Source organism: Streptomyces sp. AM6-12, from assembly GCF_044327085.1.
Taxonomy (GTDB): Bacteria; Actinomycetota; Actinomycetes; order Streptomycetales; family Streptomycetaceae; genus Streptomyces.
On sequence record NZ_JBIQWN010000003.1, the window covers coordinates 81,218 to 99,033 of the forward strand.

Sequence of the window (17,816 nt, forward strand, 5' to 3'; positions counted from 1 at the left end):
GACGACCTGCTCCCTGGTTCTGCCGATTTTGGAGACTCAATGATCCCGTTGTCGTTCGCGCAGCGTCGGCTGTGGTTCGTGGACCGGTTCGAAGGCCCTTCGCCGACCTACAACGGTGCGTTCGCCTTGCGGCTGACCGGTGAGCTGGACGCGGAAGCGCTGGGAGCGGCGCTCCGCGATGTCATCGACCGCCACGAGGTGCTGCGGACGGTGATCGTCGAGGACGACGCCGGCGTGCCGCACCAGCGGGTACTCGCCGCCGGGGAGCAGCCGTTCGAGCTGCCCGTCGTGGAGGTCGCGGAGCAGGACCGGGCCGCCGCCGTCGACGAGGTGGCCACCCGGACCTTCGACCTGGCCGCCGACGCGCCGATCCGCGCCCGGCTGGTGCGCTGCGGACCAGCCGACCACACCCTGGTCGTCGTGGCCCACCACATCGCCGTGGACGGCGAGTCCTTCGGGCCGCTGTTCCGCGACCTCACCACGGCCTACGCGGCCCGCCGTGAGGGCGGCGCCCCGCCGTGGGAGCCGCTGCCGGTGCAGTACGCGGACTACACCCTGTGGCAGCGGGACGTGCTCGGCGACGAGTCCGACCCCGAGAGCCTGTCGGCCCGGCAACTGGCCTACTGGCGCGAGGCGCTGGCCGACCTGCCGCAGCCGCTGGACCTGCCCACGGACCGCCCGCGCCCGCGGGTGATGAGCCCCGACGGGGACCGGGTCAGGTTCTCCCTCGAGCCCGGACTCCTCGGCGCCGTGGAGAAGCTGGCCGCGGACCAGGACACGACGGTGTCGATGGTCATGCACGCGGCGCTCGCGGTACTGCTCCACCACCTCGGCTGCGGTGACGACGTGTCCATCGGCGCGCCGATCACGGACCGCACCGACGAGGAACTGCGCGACCTCGTCGGCTTCTTCGTCAACACCTGGGTGCTCCGCGTCGACCTCGCCGGCAACCCGAGCTTCCGCCGGCTGCTCCGCCAGGTGCGGGACCGCTCCCTGGCCGCGTACGAGAACCAGGACATGCCCTTCGAGCGGCTCGTGGAGCTGCTCAACCCCGACCGCTCCACCGCCTACAACCCGTTCTTCCAGGTCATGCTCTCCTGGCAGCCGCCGGTGCCGGACCTGGAACTCCCCGGACTCGGCGTCCGCACCGAGCGCCTGGAGACCGGGACCGCCAAGTTCGACCTGTTCTTCGACCTGCTCCCGGACAACTCGGGCGGCGCGCAGTGCCGTCTGGAGTACGCCACCAGCCTCTTCGACCGGACCACGGCCGAGAGCATCGCGCAGCGCTTCGTCCGGGTGCTCGGCCGGCTCGTCGCCGACGCAGACCACGCGATCGGCACCGTCGACGTGCTCGACACCGCCGAGCGGGAGCAGCTGGTCGCCGGGTTCGACGACACCGCGGCGGCCGGGCCCGAACTGACGGTTCCGGAGCTGTTCGAACTCCAGGTCACCCGTAGCCCGGACGCCCCGGCGCTCGTGTGCGACGACCGGACGGTGACGTACCGGGAGCTCGGCGACCGGGCGAACGCCGTCGCCTGGGAGCTGATCCGGCGCGGTGCCGGACCGGAGGACCTGGTGGTGCTGGCGCTGCCCCGCACCGAGGACCTGGTGGCCGGCCTGCTCGGCATCCTCAAGTCCGGCGCCGGATACCTGCCGGTGGACCCGCAGTACCTCGCCGGACGCGCCGAGAGCGTGCTGTCCGAGGCACGCCCGCGGTTCGCGGTCACCGACACCGCGACCTCGCGGGAGCTGCCGGCCAACGACATGTCGTGCGTCAACCTCGACCACCGCGCGGACTGGGACACCCCGCGCGGGGCTCCGGGCGACGCGGACCGTACCGCGCCGCTGGCCCCGGACAACCTGGCGTACGTGATGTACACCTCCGGCTCCACGGGCAAGCCGAAGGGCGCGGCGATCACCCACCGCAACATCGTCAACGGCGTGCGGGAGCTGGTGCGCGTCCTCGACGCCCCGCCCGGCTGGCGCATGCTGGCCGGCACCTCGGTGAACTTCGACGTCTCCGTCTTCGAGCTGCTGACCACCCTGTCCACCGGTGGCACCGCCGAGGTGGTGCCCAACGCGCTGGCCCTCGCCGAACGCGACGGCTGGCACGGCCAGGTGCTCAGCGGCGTTCCCTCGGTGCTCGGCGAACTCGTCGGCCACCTGGACAAGACCACCGGCATCCGCACGGTCGTCTTCGCGGGCGACGTGCTCCCGGCCCGGCTGGTACGGCAGGTGCGCGAGGCGCTGCCCGGCGCGCAGATCGTCAACTCCTACGGCCAGAGCGAGAGTTTCTACGCCACCACGTTCTCCCTCGGCGCCGGGCAGGAGTGGCCGGAGAGCGAGGTCGCGCCCATCGGCACCCCGCTGGGCAACATGCGCGCCTACGTGCTCGGCCCGTCACTCGCCCCGGCGCCGCGGGGCGTGATCGGCGAGCTGTACGTGGCCGGCACCTGCCTGGGCCGCGGCTACCACGACCGCCCCGACCTGACCGCCGAGCGCTATGTGCCGAACCCGTTCGGCCCCGCCGGCGACCGGATGTACCGCACGGGCGATCTGGCCCGCTGGAACGCGCACGGTCAGCTGGAGTGCGTCGGCCGCGCCGACGGCCAGGTGAAGGTGCGCGGCTTCCGCATCGAGACGGCGGAGGTCGAAGCGGCGATCACCCGCCACCCCGGCATCAGCGAGGCCGTGGTGATCAGCCGCGAGGTGCCCTCGGGCGGACGGCGGCTCGTCGCCTACGTGGTGCACACCGGCGAAGGAGCCGTCGGTGACGACGGCGCCGGCGGCATCGGCGACGTGGACGTGCAGTCCGGCGCCTCCGCCGCCGAACTCCGCAAGTTCGTCGCGGCCCGGCTGCCCGACTACATGGTGCCCGCGGCCTTCGTGGTCCTCGGCCGGCTGCCGCTCGGACCGACCGGCAAGCTGGACCGCAAGGCGCTGCCCGAACCGGAGTTCCTGGGCGAGAGCTACCGCGAGCCGCGCACCGAGACCGAGAAGATCATCACCGCCGCCTACGCGGACGTGCTCGGCGTGGAACGGGTCGGCATAGACGACGACTTCTTCGCGGTGGGCGGCGACAGCCTGCGCTCCATCCAGGTGGTGGCGCGGGTGCGGGCCCTCGGCCTGACTCTCACCACCCGTGAGATCTTCGAGTGCCGCACCGCGGCGCGGCTGGCCGAGGCGGCCGCCGACCGCCGCGACCAGGCGCCGGTCCTCGCCGAGGACGAGCGCGGCGGCATCGGCCCGATGCCGCTCCAGCCGGTGGCCCGGCAGGTCTTCGAACACGGCGGCGGCATCGACCGGTTCGCCATGTCGATGGTGCTGGAGCTGCCCGCGGGCATCGACACGGACGGACTCGCCGCCACGCTCGACGCCGTACTCGACCGGCACGACCTGCTGCGCGCCCGGCTGGTGCGGGAGGGCGAGCTCTCCCTCGTCGTACGGGAAAAGGGCGCCGTACGGGCCGCGGACCTCATCCACCGGGTCGACTGCGACGGCCGCTGGGACGAGCCGGCGTCGCTCCGGGCGGCGCAGGCGGAGTTGGAGGCGTCGCTCGGGCGGCTCGACCCGGAAGCCGGGACGGTGGCCGACTTCGTCTGGTTCGCCGCCGGCTCCGGCGCGGGCAGGCTGCTGGTCGTCCTCCACCACTTGGTGGTGGACGGAGTGTCCTGGCGGATCCTGATGTCGGACTTCGCCGAGGCCTGGCAGCAGGTCCGCGCGGGCCGGACGCCCGAGCTGCCCGCGGTCGGCACCTCGGCCCGCCGCTGGGCCGCGGCCCTGGCGGACGAGGCGCTGTCGCCTGAGCGGGAGGCGGAGCTGACGTACTGGCGGGACCTGCTGGAGGCGTCCGACCCGCCCCTGGGCACGCGCGCCTTCGACCCGAAGACGGACGTGTGGTCCACCGTCGACACCGTGCGCGTCGAGCTGCCCGCCGACGTCACCGAGGCGGTGCTGACCACGCTCCCCGCCGCGTTCAAAGGCACCGGGACGGACGTCCTGCTCGCCGCCCTCGCCCTCGCCGTGAACCGGTGGGGCGGTGACCGCTCGACCCTGGTCCGGCTGGAGGGACACGGCCGTGAGGAGGACATCGTCCCCGGCGCCGACCTCTCCCGGACCGTCGGCTGGTTCACCAGCATGTACCCGGCCCGCGTCGACGTACGGGGCGTGGACCTGGCCGACGTGCTCGCGGGCGGCCCCGCGGCCGGCCAGGCGGTCAAGCGGGTCAAGGAGCAGCTGCGCGGCGTCCCGGACAAGGGCATGGGGTACGCGCTGCTGCGCTGGCTCAACCCCGAGACCGCCGAACAGCTCGCCGACCTTCCGGTGCCCCAGATCGGGTTCAACTACCTCGGCCGGATCTCCGGCACCGACATACCCGAGCACCTGCGCGCCGACGGGTGGGGGCCCACGAACTGGTCCGCCGAGCTGATCGCGCTGCCCGACCCGGACCTGCCCGCGCTGTCCGCGCTGGAGGTCAACTCGGTCGCCACGGACACCCCCGACGGCACCCGGCTCCAGGCCGCCCTCATGTTCGCCACGGGGCTGCTGACCCGCGAGCGGGCCGCCGAACTCGCCGGGCTGTGGGTCGAGGTGCTGCACGGCATGGCCGCCTACGCCACGGGCCCGCAGATCGGCGGGCTCACGCCCTCGGACGCCCCGCTGGTCACGGTGCGGCAGGACGAGATCGAGACCTGGGAGCAGCGCTACGGCCGGCTGGCCGAGGTGTGGCCGCAGGCGCCGGGGCAGTCCGGCATCCAGTTCCAGGCCGCGCTCGCCGACGGCACTTTCGACGTCTACCACATGCAGTTCGTGCTGCACCTGTCCGGCCATGTGGACCCGGAGCGCATGCGGGCGGCCGGACAGGCACTGCTGGAGCGGTACCCGAACCTGCGCTCCGCGTTCCTCGCCTCGGCCGACGGCGACCCCGTCCAGGTCGTGGCGGAACACGTCGCCCTGCCCTGGCGGCACCTGGACCTGACCGGCCGCAGCGAGGCCGAGCAGGACGCAGCGCTCGACACCGCGCTGGCCGACGACCGGGCCGACCAGCTCGACCCCACCCGGCCGCCGCTGTTCCGCCTGGCCCTGCTCACCTGCGGGCCGCAGCGGGCGAAGCTCATCATCACGGCGCACCACACCCTGTTCGACGGCTGGTCCTCACCGCTGGTCATCACGGACCTGATCCGGCTGTACGCCGGGACCCGGGAACTCGCCCCGGTCCGCGGCTACGGCGACTACCTGGCCTGGCTGACCGCACAGGACCGTAAGGCGTCGGCCGCCCGGTGGGCCGCCGAGCTCGAGGGATTCGAGCAGCCGACCCTGGTGGCCCCGAACCCGCCGGTCAAGGAGGAGGCGTCCTCCCTCGGCCGGATCGAGGTGCCGTGGTCGATCGACCAGGGGCGCGAACTCTCCCGCCGCGCCGCGGAACTCGGGGTCACCCTCAACACGCTCCTGCAAGGCGCCTGGGCGATCCTGCTCGCGAAGCTGACGGGGCAGCAGGACGTGGTGTTCGGCGCCGCTGTCAACGGCCGCCCCGCCGAGCTGACCGGATCGGACGAGATGGTCGGCCTGTTCATCAACACCCTGCCGATCAGAGCACTGTGCCGGCCGAACGACAGCGTCTCCGCCGTGATCACCGAACTCCAGCGGCGGCAGACCGCGCTCCTCGACCACCACTACTACGGGCTGGCCGACATTCAGCGCAGCGTCGGGCTGCCCGCCCTGTTCGACACGATCGTCGTCTTCGAGAACTACCCGATCGACCGCGCGGGAATGGTCGATGCCAACACCGACGCGGGCTTCGCGATCGACGCCATCCGGCCGTTCGCCGGCTCGCACTACCCGCTCACCCTCAACTCCTCCGACCCGTATCTGCGGCTCTCCCTCGACTACCAGAAGAACCTGTACGAGCGTGCCGACGCCGAAGTGATCGCCGCCCGGCTCGTGCGGGTGCTGGAGCAGATACTCGCCGACCCGCACACACCGGTCGGTGCGGTCGAGGTGCTGGCGGCGCGGGAACGCGACTGGTTGGTGCGGCAGGTCAACGACACCGCGCACCCGGTGGCCGCGCACACGCTGCCGGCCGCGTTCGAGGCCCAGGTGGACCGCGACCCCGACCGTGTCGCCCTGATCGGCGAGCAGCAGACGCTGACCTACGGCGAGTTCAACCGGCGGGCCAACCGGCTGGCGCACTGGCTGCTCGAACGGGGCGCGGGCCCCGAGCAGCTGATCGCGGTCAGGATCCCCCGCTCCGTCGACCTGCTGGTGGCGATCTACGCCGTCGTCAAGGCCGGCGCGGCCTATGTGCCGGTGGACCCGGAGCTGCCCGAGGACCGGGTACGGCACGTGCTGGACAGCGCGCAGCCGCTGCTGGTGCTCGACGAGACGCTCCCCGACGTGTCCGGGTACCCGGAGACGAACCCGGAGCGTCAGCTGTCCCCGGACAGCGCCGCGTACGTCATCTACACCTCGGGTTCCACCGGCGGCCCCAAGGGCGTACTGGTGGGACACCGGTCGATCATGAACCGGCTGGCGTGGGGTCTGGCGCACTTCGGCGTCGGGGCCGAGGACCGGGTATTGCTGAGCACGACGGCGAGCTTCGACGTGTCGGTGCCGGAGCTGTTCGCGCCGCTCCAGGTCGGCGCCGCCATTGTCATCGCCCGCCCCGACGGCCGCCGCGACCCCGCCTACCTGGCCGAGCTGATCCGCCGGGAGCGGGTCACCGGCGCGGACTTCGTGCCCTCCCTGCTGGAGGCGTTCCTCGACGAGCCCGCCGCCAAGGAGTGCACCGGGCTGCGCTGGATCGAGGTCGCGGGCGAGGCGTTCCCGCCGGCGCTCGCCAACAAGGCGGTCGAGGTGCTGCCGAACTGCCAGGTGCACAACCTCTACGGGCCCACCGAGGCATCGGTCGAGGTCACGGCCTATCAGCACGTGCCGGGCGCGGACCGGGTGCCGATCGGCGCACCGATCTGGAACACCCAGGTGTACGTCCTGGACGCGGCCCTGCGCCCGGTCGCGCCCGGCGTCACCGGTGAGCTGTACCTCGCCGGCACCGGGCTCGCGCGGGGCTACCTGGGACAGCCGGGGTTGACCGCGAACCGGTTCGTCGCCTGCCCCTACGGTGCGCCCGGCACCCGGATGTACCGCACCGGCGACGTCGTGCGGTGGAACCAGAACGGCCAGGTCGAGTACATCGGGCGGGCCGACTTCCAGGTCAAGGTCCGCGGGTTCCGCATCGAACTCGGCGAGATCGAGCAGGCACTGGCCGCGCACCCGGACGTCGACGGCGCCGTGGCCGTGGTGCGCGAGGACCGCCCCGGCGACCAGCGGCTGGTCGCGTACGTGGTGCCGGTCAAGGGGAAGACGGACGCCGAGCTGGACCTCACGGCCCTGACGGACCAGGTCCGGGAGCACCTGCCGGAGTACATGGTGCCCTCGGCGATCATGCCGCTCGCCGCACTGCCCACGACACCGAGCGGCAAGCTCGACCGCAAGGCCCTGCCCGCGCCGGACCACGGCACCGAGGCCGGCACCGGACGAGGACCGCGCAATCACACCGAGGAAGTCCTCTGCCGGCTGTTCGCGGACCTGCTCGACCTGCCGGAGGTCGGCATCGACGTCGGCTTCTTCACCCACGGCGGGCATTCGCTGCTGGCCACCCGGCTGGTCGGCCGCATCCGCAACGAGCTGAACGCCGACGTGAAGGTCACGACCGTGTTCCGCAATCCGACCGTCGCCCAGCTGGCGGCCCGGATCGAGGAGCAGGCCCCGTCGAACCGCCCCCGGCTGCGTCCCCGGCTGGGCCAGATGAACGTTGAGGAGACGCGTCGATGATCCCCCTGTCCTTCGCCCAGCGCCGGCTGTGGTTCCTCCACCGACTGGAGGGCCCGACCGCCACCTACAACATCCCGTTCGTGATGCGCCTGGAAGGGCCGCTCGACACGGCGGCCCTGGCCGCGGCCGTGGGAGACGTCGCCACCCGGCACGAGACCCTGCGCACCCTGGTCGCCGAGAACGCGGACGGCACACCGGAGCAGCGCGTGCTGCCCCCGCAGGAGGCCGCCATCCCGTTCCGCGTGGTCGACGTCGCCCCGGACGAGGTGGACGCCGCCCTGCGCGAGGCGCTCGGCCAGGGCTTCGAACTGGACACCGAACTGCCGCTGCGGGCCACGGTGTTCCGGTTCTCGCGGCAGGAGCACCTGCTGGTGTTCGTGTTCCACCACATCGCGGCGGACGGCTCCTCGATGGGCCCGTTCGTCCGGGACCTGGTGTCGGCGTACTCGGCCCGCCACAGCGGCGACGCGCCGCGGTGGGAGCCGCTCCCGGTGCAGTACAAGGACTACACGCTGTGGCAGCGGCAGCTGCTCGGCGAGGAGGGCGACCCGGACAGCGTCGCGGCCTCCCAGCTCGCCTACTGGCGTGAGGAGCTGGCCGGGGTGCCGCAGCCGGTGCAGCTTCCGCTGGACCGGCCGCGCCCCACCGTGGCCGGCCACGAAGGCGGTCACGTCGAGTTCCTCCTCCAGCCCGACCTGGTCGCCGGGCTCGGCAAACTGGCCGCCGACCGCGGCGCCACGGTCCCGATGGTCGCCCAGGCCGCGCTCGCGGTGCTGCTGAACAAGCTGGGCGGCGGCGAGGACCTCACGGTCGGCAGCCCGATCGAGGGACGCACCGACGAGGCCCTGGCCGAACTGGTCGGGTTCTTCGTCAACACCTGGGTGCTGCGCGCCGACCTGTCGCGCAACCCGTCGTTCGGCCGGCTCGTGGAGCACACACGGGACAAGGCCCTCGCCGCGTACGACAACCAGGACGTGCCGTTCGAGTGGCTGGTGGAACTGCTCAACCCGGATCGCTCCACCTCGTACCAGCCGCTGTTCCAGGTCATGCTGGCCTGGCAGTTCGTCTGGTCGGAGCTGCGGATGCCGGGGCTGCGGGTCACCCCCGTCCCGGTGGGCACCGATACCGCGAAGTTCGACCTGTTCTTCAACATCGTCCCGGACGCCACCGGGCGCGCGCACGGCCGCCTCGAGTACGCGTTGGAACTCTTCGACCACGCCACGGCCGTCAGCATCGTCGCCCGGTTCGTGCGCATCCTGGAGCAGGTCGTCGCCGATCCGGACGTACGCCTCGGGGACGTCGACGTGCTCGGCGCGGACGAGCGGCGGTGGCTGCTGGGTACGGCGAACGACACGGCCGAGCCGGTCCGGGGCGCGGACGTCGTGGCGGCGGTCGCCCGGCACGCCGAGACCGCTCCGGCGGCGACCGCCGTGGTGTGCGGCGACGAGTCGCTGACGTTCGGGGAGCTGGAGGCGCGGGCCAACCGGCTGGCGCACTGGCTGATCGGGCGTGGGGTGCGGCAGGAGTCGTTGGTTGCGGTGTGTCTGCCGCGGTCGGTGGAGCTGATCGTCGCGTTGCTGGCGGTGCAGAAGGCGGGCGGTGCGTATGTGCCGATCGATCCGGATCATCCGCGGTCGCGGATCGACTACATCCTGGAGGACGCGGCGCCGGTGCTGGTCCTGGACGCCGAGACGCTGGCCGGCGCGGAGGTCTCCGCGCTCCCGGAGTCGGCTCCGGGCGTGGTCGTACGGTCGCAGAGCACGGCGTACGTGATCTATACGTCGGGTTCGACGGGCCGGCCGAAGGGTGTGGCGGTGCCGCACGGCGCGCTGGCGAACTTCCTTGCGACGATGGGGCGTCGGGTGCCGTTGTCGCCGTCGGACCGGTGGCTGGCGGTGACCACGGTGTCGTTCGACATCGCGGGGCTGGAGCTGTACCTGCCGCTGATCTCCGGCGCGGCCGTGGTGCTCGCGGACAAGGACACCGTCACCGACCCGTCGGCCGTAGCGGCGGCCATGCGCCGGCACGAGGTCACCGTCGTACAGGCCACCCCCGCCTTCTGGCAGATGCTGCTCATGCACGAGCCGAACGCCGCGAAGGGCCTGCGGATCCTGGTCGGCGGCGAGGCCCTGCCGGCCCGGCTGGCCGAGACGCTGGCCGACCAGGCCGCCGAAGTGCTCAACATGTACGGCCCGACCGAGACGACCATCTGGTCGACCATGGCGCCCGTCGAGGCCGGTACGAGCGTGGCGATCGGTTCGCCGATCGGCAACACGCAGGTGTTCGTGCTGGATTCGCGGCTGCGTCCGGTCCCGCGCGGGGTGCACGGTGAGCTGTACATCGCGGGTGATGGTCTGGCCCGTGGCTATCAGGGTCGTTCCGGTCTGACGTCGGAGCGGTTCGTGGCCTGCCCCTTCGGACCGGCTGGTGCGCGGATGTACCGCACCGGTGACCTGGTGCGGTGGGGCCGGGACGGCCGGCTCGAGTACATCGGGCGCACCGACTTCCAGGTCAAGGTCCGCGGCTTCCGCATCGAACTGGGCGAGATCGAGAACGTACTGGCCTCGCATCCGGGCGTCGCGCAGGCCGTGGTCGTCGTACGCGAGGACCAGGAGGACGACAAGCGCATCGTCGGCTACGTCGTGCCCGAGCCGGACGCCGCGCTCACGGACACCGAGGCCCAGGTGGACGAGTGGCGCCAGGTCTACGACGACAGCTACCTCGCGTCCGAGGACGAGGCGCTGGGCGACGACTTCGACCTGTGGAAGTCCTCGTACGACGGTGAGCCGATCCCGCTGGAGCAGATGCGGGAGTGGCAGGACGCCGCGGTGACGCAGGTGCTGGAGTCCGCGCCCCGGCGGGTGCTGGAGATCGGTGTCGGTTCCGGTCTGCTGATGGCGAAGATCGTCGGCGAGGTCGAGGAGTTCTGGGGCACCGACCTGTCCGCCCCCGTCGTGGACCGGGTCCGCGCCCAGGCCGAGGCGGCGGGGTACGGCGACCGGGTGCACCTGAGTGCCCAGCCCGCCGACGACGTCTCCGGACTGCCCAAGGCCGCGTTCGACGTCGTGGTGATCAACTCGGTCATCCAGTACTTCCCCGGCGTCGACTACCTGGACCGGGTGCTGGACCAGGCCCTTGAACTGGTGGCGCCCGGCGGCCGGCTCATCGTCGGTGACGTTCGCAACGCCACCACGCTGCGGCTGCTGCTCACCGCGATGCAGCGGGCCGCCCAGCCGCACGCGTCCTACGACGAACTGCGGACGCTGGTGGAGAAGGCGCTGCTCGCCGAGCGCGAACTGGTCGTGGCCCCCGAGTGGTTCACCGAGTGGGCGCAAGGCCGGCCCCTCGGCGTGGACATCCGGCTGAAGACCGGGACCGCGCACAACGAGCTGACCCGGCACCGCTACGAGGTCGTCCTGCACAAGGAACCCGCCGACCCGCTCGACCTGACCGCGGTCCCCACGGTGCCGTGGAGCGGACAGGTGTCCGACCTCGTCGAACTGGGCCGGCACGTGGACCGGGCGGGCCCCACACGGGTGCGCGGGATACCCAACGCCCGCCTGGCCGAGGAGGCCGGCCTCGCCGTCACGGCTCAGGTCCTCGACCCGGTGTCCCTGGCCGCCCGACCGGCCGACCCCGAGGAACTGCGCCGACTGGCGCTGGAACACGGCTGGGAAGCGGTGACCACCTGGTCCGGCGAGGACCCGCGCTGCTTCGACCTGGTGCTGCTGCCCCGGCAGCGGGCCGGGCAGTGCGTCACCGGCGCGTTCGTGGCCAGCGGTGCGGGCGGCCGGATCCGGGCGAACAACCCCGGCCTGGCCAAGGCGATCGGTCCGCTGCTCGCCGCGCTGCCCGAGCACCTGCGCGGGCGGCTGCCCGAGTACATGGTGCCCACTGCCGTCGTACCGCTCTCGCAGATCCCGCTGACCCCGAACGGCAAGCTCAACCGGCGGATGCTGCCGCCGCCCGACTACGCGCAGGTGTCGACCGGCCGGGCGCCGCGCAACGAGCGCGAGCGGCTGTTCTGCGAGCTGTTCGCCGAGGTGCTCGGCCTCGCCGCGGTCGGTGTCGACGACGACTACTTCGCGCTCGGCGGGGACAGCATCCGCTCCATCCAGGTCGTCGCCCGCGCCAAGACCCGCGGCGAAGAGGTCAGCGTGCGGGAGATCTTCGAGTACCGCACGGTCGCCCGGCTCGCCGAACTGCTCGACGCACGGGACGAGGAGAGCTCGGCCCTGGCCGAACTGCCGGGCGGCGGCACCGGCTGGGCCCCGCTCCCGCCGACGGCCGCGGGCACCCTCGCCCTCGACGGCGGCGGCGACGCGCACTCCACCTCCATGGTGCTCACCCTGCCCGCGGGCACCGACCGCGCCGAACTGCTCGCCGCGGTGCGGGCCGTGCTGGACCAGCACGACGCGCTGCGCGCCCGGCTCGACCTGGCGCAGCCGGGTCTGCGGATCGAGCCGTCCGGCACGGTGGACGCCGGAACGCTGCTGCGGGAGATCCGCTGCACCGCCGCCGACGGTGACCGCGTGGCCGCCGAAGCCGACGCCGCGGCCCTCCGACTGGACCCGGCCGCAGGCGTCGTGGCGCAGTTCGTCCGGCTCACCTCCGACACCGGCGAGGACCGGCTGCTGATCGTCGTACACCGCCTGGTCATGGACCGGGTGTCCTGGCGGATCCTGGTCCCGGACCTGGTCCGCGCCTGGCAGCAGGCGCGCGCGGGCCAGACCCCGGTGCTGCCGCGGGTGGGCACCTCGTTCCGCCGGTGGGCGCACGCCCTGGCCGACGAGGCCGCCGACCCGCGACGCAAGGCCGAAATACCCTGGTGGCAGCGGGAGTTGCGCACCGACGAGTCCCCGCTCGGCGCCCGCGAGGCGGACCGCGCGGGCGAGGGCGCCACCGTGGACTCGGTACGGGTCCAGGTGCCGGCCGAGGTCGCGGACACCCTGCTGAACCTGTTGCCCGCGGTGTTCCGCGCCGGTGCCGAGGACGGGCTGCTCACCGGACTGGCGCTGGCGCTGATGCGCTGGCGCGAACTGCGCGGCCTGCCGGCGTCGTCCGCGCTGGTCCGGCTCGAAGGGCAGGACCGGGACGAACACCTGGTGCCCGGCGCCGACCTGTCCCGGACGATCGGCCCGCTCACCACGGTCTTCCCGGCCCGTCTCGACCTGGCCGGCATCGACGTGGCGGACGCGTTCGCCGGCGGCGGGGCCGCCGGCCGTGCGCTCAAGACCGTCAAGGAGCAGCTGCGGGCGGTGCCCGACCACGGCACCGGCTACGGCCTGCTGCGCTACCTCGACCCGGAGAGTGCCCGCGAATTCACCGGCGACCGGGAACCGCGGATCGGGTTCACCTATCACGGCGGGTCCGCGTCCGCGGAACTCCCCGCGGACCTGCGCGGCCTGGGCTGGGAGCCGGACGCGGCCCACCGGGACCTGCTCGCCGGGCCGGACCTGCACCGGCCGGCGCAGGCCGCGCTGGAGATCGACGCGGTGGTCACCGCCACCCCGGAGGGCGACCGGCTGGCCGCCGACTTCGGCTTCCCCACCGGTGTGCTCTTCCATGACGAGGTGACCGAACTGGCCGGGCTGTGGATCGAGGCGCTGACCGGGCTGGCCCGGCACGCCGCGTCCGCCGACGCCGGCGGGCTCACCCCGTCCGACGCACCGCTGGTCGCGGTGGGCCAGGACGAGATCGATGCCTGGCAGGACCGGTTCGGCCGCCTGACCGAGGTCTGGCCGGTGACCCCGGCCCAGTCCGGACTGCTGTTCCACGCGATGCTGGCCGGGGCCGAGTTCGACGTCTACCACATGCAGCTGGTGTTCCACCTCGCGGGCGAGACCGACCCGGAGCGCATGCACCGGGCCGGGCAGGCGCTGCTCGGGCGCTACACCAACCTCCGCGCGGCCTTCGTCAACTCGGCGGACGGCGACGTGGTGTCGGTGGTGCCCGAGACGGTGGCGCTGCCGTGGCAGCACCTGGACCTGACCGGGCTCGCCGAGGCGGAGCGGGTCGAGACGTTCGAGCGCTTCCTCGTCGAGGACCGGGCCACCCACTTCGACGTGGGCACTCCGCCGCTGATCCGGCTGGCGCTGGTCGTCCTCGAACCGGACCGGGCCGAACTGGTGCTGACCGCCCATCACGTGCTGTTCGACGGCTGGTCCACGCCGCTGCTGATGCGGGACCTGCTGCTGCTGTACGCGGCCGACGGTGACGCGTCCGGGATGCCCCCGGCCCGTGACTTCGGCGAGTTCCTGACCTGGCGCGCCCGGCACGACCACGAGGAGTCCGCCCGCGCCTGGGCGGCCGAGCTCGAAGGGGTGGAGGAGCCCACCCTGCTCGTGCCGCGCGCCACCGCACGGCACGACTCCGGCGGCGTCGGAAACCTCGACGTGGCGATCGAGGACATGAACGGCCTGCTGCACCGGGCCGCGGAACTCGGCGTCACGGTGAACACGCTGGTGCAGGGCGCCTGGGGCGTGATGCTCGCCAACCTCACCGGGCGGTCCGACATCGTGTTCGGCGCCACCGTCGCCGGCCGTCCGGCGGCCTTCATCGACGCCGACGACATGGTCGGCCTGTTCATCAACACCATCCCGGTGCGGGTGCGCTGCGCATGGCGGAGCACCTTCGCCGAACTGCTCGCCGAACTCCAGAGCCGGCAGGTCGCGCTGCTGGATCACCACCACCACAGCCTGGTGGAGATCCAGCAGGCCACCGGGCTGAGCACCCTCTTCGACACCCTGGTGCTGTTCGAGTCCTTCCCGGTCGACCGCGAGGCCATCGTCGAGGCCAACTCGGAGGCCGGTGTGGCCATCACCGGGCTACGGCCGTTCGCCGGGTCGCACTACCCGGTCACCCTGGCCGCCGCCTCCGAGCCGGAGGTGCAGTTCGCCCTCCAGTACCAGCAGGACCTCCTGGACGCGGACACGGCCGCCGACATCGTCGCCCGGTTCGTGCGCATCCTGGAGCAGGTCGTCGCCGATCCGGGCGTGCGCGTCGGTGACCTCGACGTGCTCGGTGCGGACGAGCGGCGGTGGCTGCTGGGTACGGCGAACGACACGGTGGAGCCGACACTGGAGCCGGGTCTGCTGGAGGCGGTGGCCCGGTGGGCGCGGTCGGCTCCGGACGCTCTGGCGGTGATCGGTGAGGGTGAGTCGCTGACGTTCGGGGAGCTGGAGGCGCGGGCCAACCGGCTGGCGCACTGGCTGATCGGGCGTGGGGTGCGGCAGGAGTCGTTGGTTGCGGTGTGTCTGCCGCGGTCGGTGGAGCTGATCGTCGCGTTGCTGGCGGTGCAGAAGGCGGGCGGTGCGTATGTGCCGATCGATCCGGATCATCCGCGGTCGCGGATCGACTACATCCTGGAGGACGCGGCGCCGGTGCTGGTCCTGGACGCCGAGACGCTGGCCGGCGCGGAGCTGGCCGGGTTCCCGGAGTCGGCTCCGGGCGTGGTCGTACGGTCGCAGAGCACGGCGTACGTGATCTATACGTCGGGTTCGACGGGCCGGCCGAAGGGTGTGGCGGTGCCGCACGGTGCGCTGGCGAACTTCCTTGCGACGATGGGGCGTCGGGTGCCGTTGTCGCCGTCGGACCGGTGGCTGGCGGTGACCACGGTGTCGTTCGACATCGCGGGGCTGGAGCTGTACCTGCCACTGATCTCCGGCGCGGCCGTGGTGCTCGCGGGCAAGGACACCATCGCCCAGCCCTCGGCCGTCATGGCGGCACTGCGCCGACATGAGGTCACCGTCGTACAGGCCACCCCCGCCTTCTGGCAGATGCTGCTCATGGACGAGCCGAACGGCGCGAAGGATCTGCGGATCCTGGTCGGCGGCGAGGCGCTGCCCGCGCAACTGGCCGGGACACTCGCCGACCAGGCCGCCGAAGTGCTCAACATGTACGGCCCGACCGAGACCACGATCTGGTCGACGAGCGCGGCCATCGAGCCCGGAACGGACGCCCCGCCGATCGGTTCGCCGATCGGCAACACGCAGGTGTTCGTGCTGGATTCGCGGCTGCGTCCGGTCCCGCGGGGGGTGCAGGGTGAGCTGTACATCGCGGGTGATGGTCTGGCCCGTGGCTATCAGGGTCGTCCTGGTCTGACGTCGGAGCGGTTCGTGGCGTGCCCGTTCGGTGCGTCCGGGGCGCGGATGTACCGCACGGGTGACCTGGTGCGGTGGGGCCGGGACGGCCGGCTCGAGTACATCGGGCGCACCGACTTCCAGGTCAAGGTGCGCGGTTTCCGCATCGAGCTGGGCGAGATCGAGAACGTGCTGGCCTCGCATCCGGGCGTCGCGCAGGCCGTGGTCGTCGTACGCGAGGACCAGGAGGACGACAAGCGCGTCATCGGCTATGTCGTCCCCGAGCCGGACGCCGCGCTCGCCGAGGCCGATGCCCAGGTGGACGAATGGCAGCAGGTCTACGACGACAGCTACACGGAGTCCAGGGACCAGGCCTGGGGCGAGGACTTCCAGCTGTGGCGGTCCACCTACGACGGCGTCCCGATCCCGCTGGAGCAGATGCGGGAGTGGCGGGACACGGCGGTGGCGCTGGTGCTGGAGTCCGCGCCCCGGCGGGTGCTGGAGATCGGTGTCGGTTCCGGTCTGCTGATGGCGAAGATCGTCGGCCAGGTCGAGGAGTTCTGGGGCACCGACCTGTCCGCCCCCGTCGTGGACCGGGTCCGCGCCCAGGCCGAGCAGAACGGCTTCGGCGATCGTGTGCACCTGAGTGCGCAGCCCGCCGACGACGTCTCCGGACTGCCCAGGGGCGCGTTCGACGTCGTGGTGATCAACTCGGTCATCCAGTACTTCCCCGGCGTCGACTACCTGGACCGGGTGCTGGACCAGGCTTTGGAGCTGGTGGCGCCCGGCGGGCGGCTGATCGTCGGTGACGTCCGCAACGCCACCACGCTGCGGCTGCTGCTGACGGCGGTCCAGCGCACGGCCCAGCCGCACGCCTCGCCGGAGGAGTTGCGGACGCTGGTGGAGAAGGCGCTGCTCGCCGAGCGCGAACTGGTCATCGCGCCCGAGTGGTTCACCGAGTGGGCGCAAAGCCGGTCGCTCGGCGTGGACATCCGGCTGAAGCCCGGGACGGCGCACAACGAGCTGACCCGGCACCGCTACGAGGTCGTCCTGCACAAGGAAGCTGCGGGCCTGCTCGACCTGACCGCAGTGCCAGGGCTGCCCTGGGGCCGGGAGATCCCCGACCTCGCGGGCCTCGCCCACCGCCTCGACCGCGCCGGCGACGACCCGGTGCGGGTGACCGGGATACCCAACGCCCGGCTGACCGAGGAGGCCGCGGCCGCCGCCACGGCGGGCGTGCCGAGCCCGGCCGCCCCGTCCGGCCGGCCGGTCGACCCGGAGGAGTTGCTGCTCTGGGCGCGACGGCACGGCAGGGCGGCGGTCCTCACCCCCTCGGGCGAGGCCGTCCACGCCTTCGACGCGGTACTGCTGTCCGGGGAACGCGCCGTCACCGGGGCGTTCGTGCCCAGCGGCGTGGCCGGCCGGACCCGGGCCAACAACCCCGGACTCTCCCGGACCATCGGCCCGCTCCTCGCCGAACTCCCCGCATACCTGCGCGGACGGCTGCCCGAGTACATGGTCCCGGCCACGGTCGTCCCCCTGTCCGAGATCCCGCTCACACCCAACGGCAAGCTCAACCGACGGGTGCTGCCGCCGCCCGACTACGCGCAGGTGTCGACCGGCCGGGCGCCGCGCAACGAGCGCGAGGAGAACTTCTGCGCGCTGTTCGCGGAAGTGCTCGGTCTCGGCCGGGTCGGCATCGACGACGACTTCTTCGCCTTCGGCGGTCACTCGCTCCTGGCCACCCGGCTGATCAGCCGAGCACGTGCCGAGATGGGCATCGAAATACCTGTCCGAAAGATCTTCGACTTGCCGACGCCGGCCGCGCTCGCCGCGTGGTCGGAGGAATCGGCGGCCGCACCTCGCCGTCCCGGTTTGCGCAAGATGATCGTAGAGGAGTAACGA

General features: G+C 72.6%; 2 protein-coding genes. Both read left to right on the forward strand.

Annotated elements, in window-relative coordinates:
• Positions 1-39 precede the first annotated feature (39 nt).
• Entirely contained in the window at positions 40-7,830 is a 7,791-nt protein-coding gene (locus tag ACE4Q9_RS33785) for an amino acid adenylation domain-containing protein (RefSeq protein WP_397988426.1), read from the forward strand.
• Positions 7,827-17,813: an amino acid adenylation domain-containing protein gene (locus ACE4Q9_RS33790; protein WP_397988428.1), complete on the forward strand. Its 9,987-nt coding sequence runs from the start codon at positions 7,827-7,829 to the stop codon at positions 17,811-17,813. Before ACE4Q9_RS33785 ends, ACE4Q9_RS33790 begins: the two co-directional genes overlap by 4 nt.
• Positions 17,814-17,816: the final 3 nt, after the last annotated feature.

Excerpts from the sequence above, each read along its gene's own strand:
- ACE4Q9_RS33790 (WP_397988428.1), top strand. The coding sequence starts at position 7,827 with ATGATCCCCCTGTCCTTCGCCCAGCGCCGGCTGTGGTTCCTCCACCGA.
- ACE4Q9_RS33785 (WP_397988426.1), top strand. The coding sequence starts at position 40 with ATGATCCCGTTGTCGTTCGCGCAGCGTCGGCTGTGGTTCGTGGACCGG.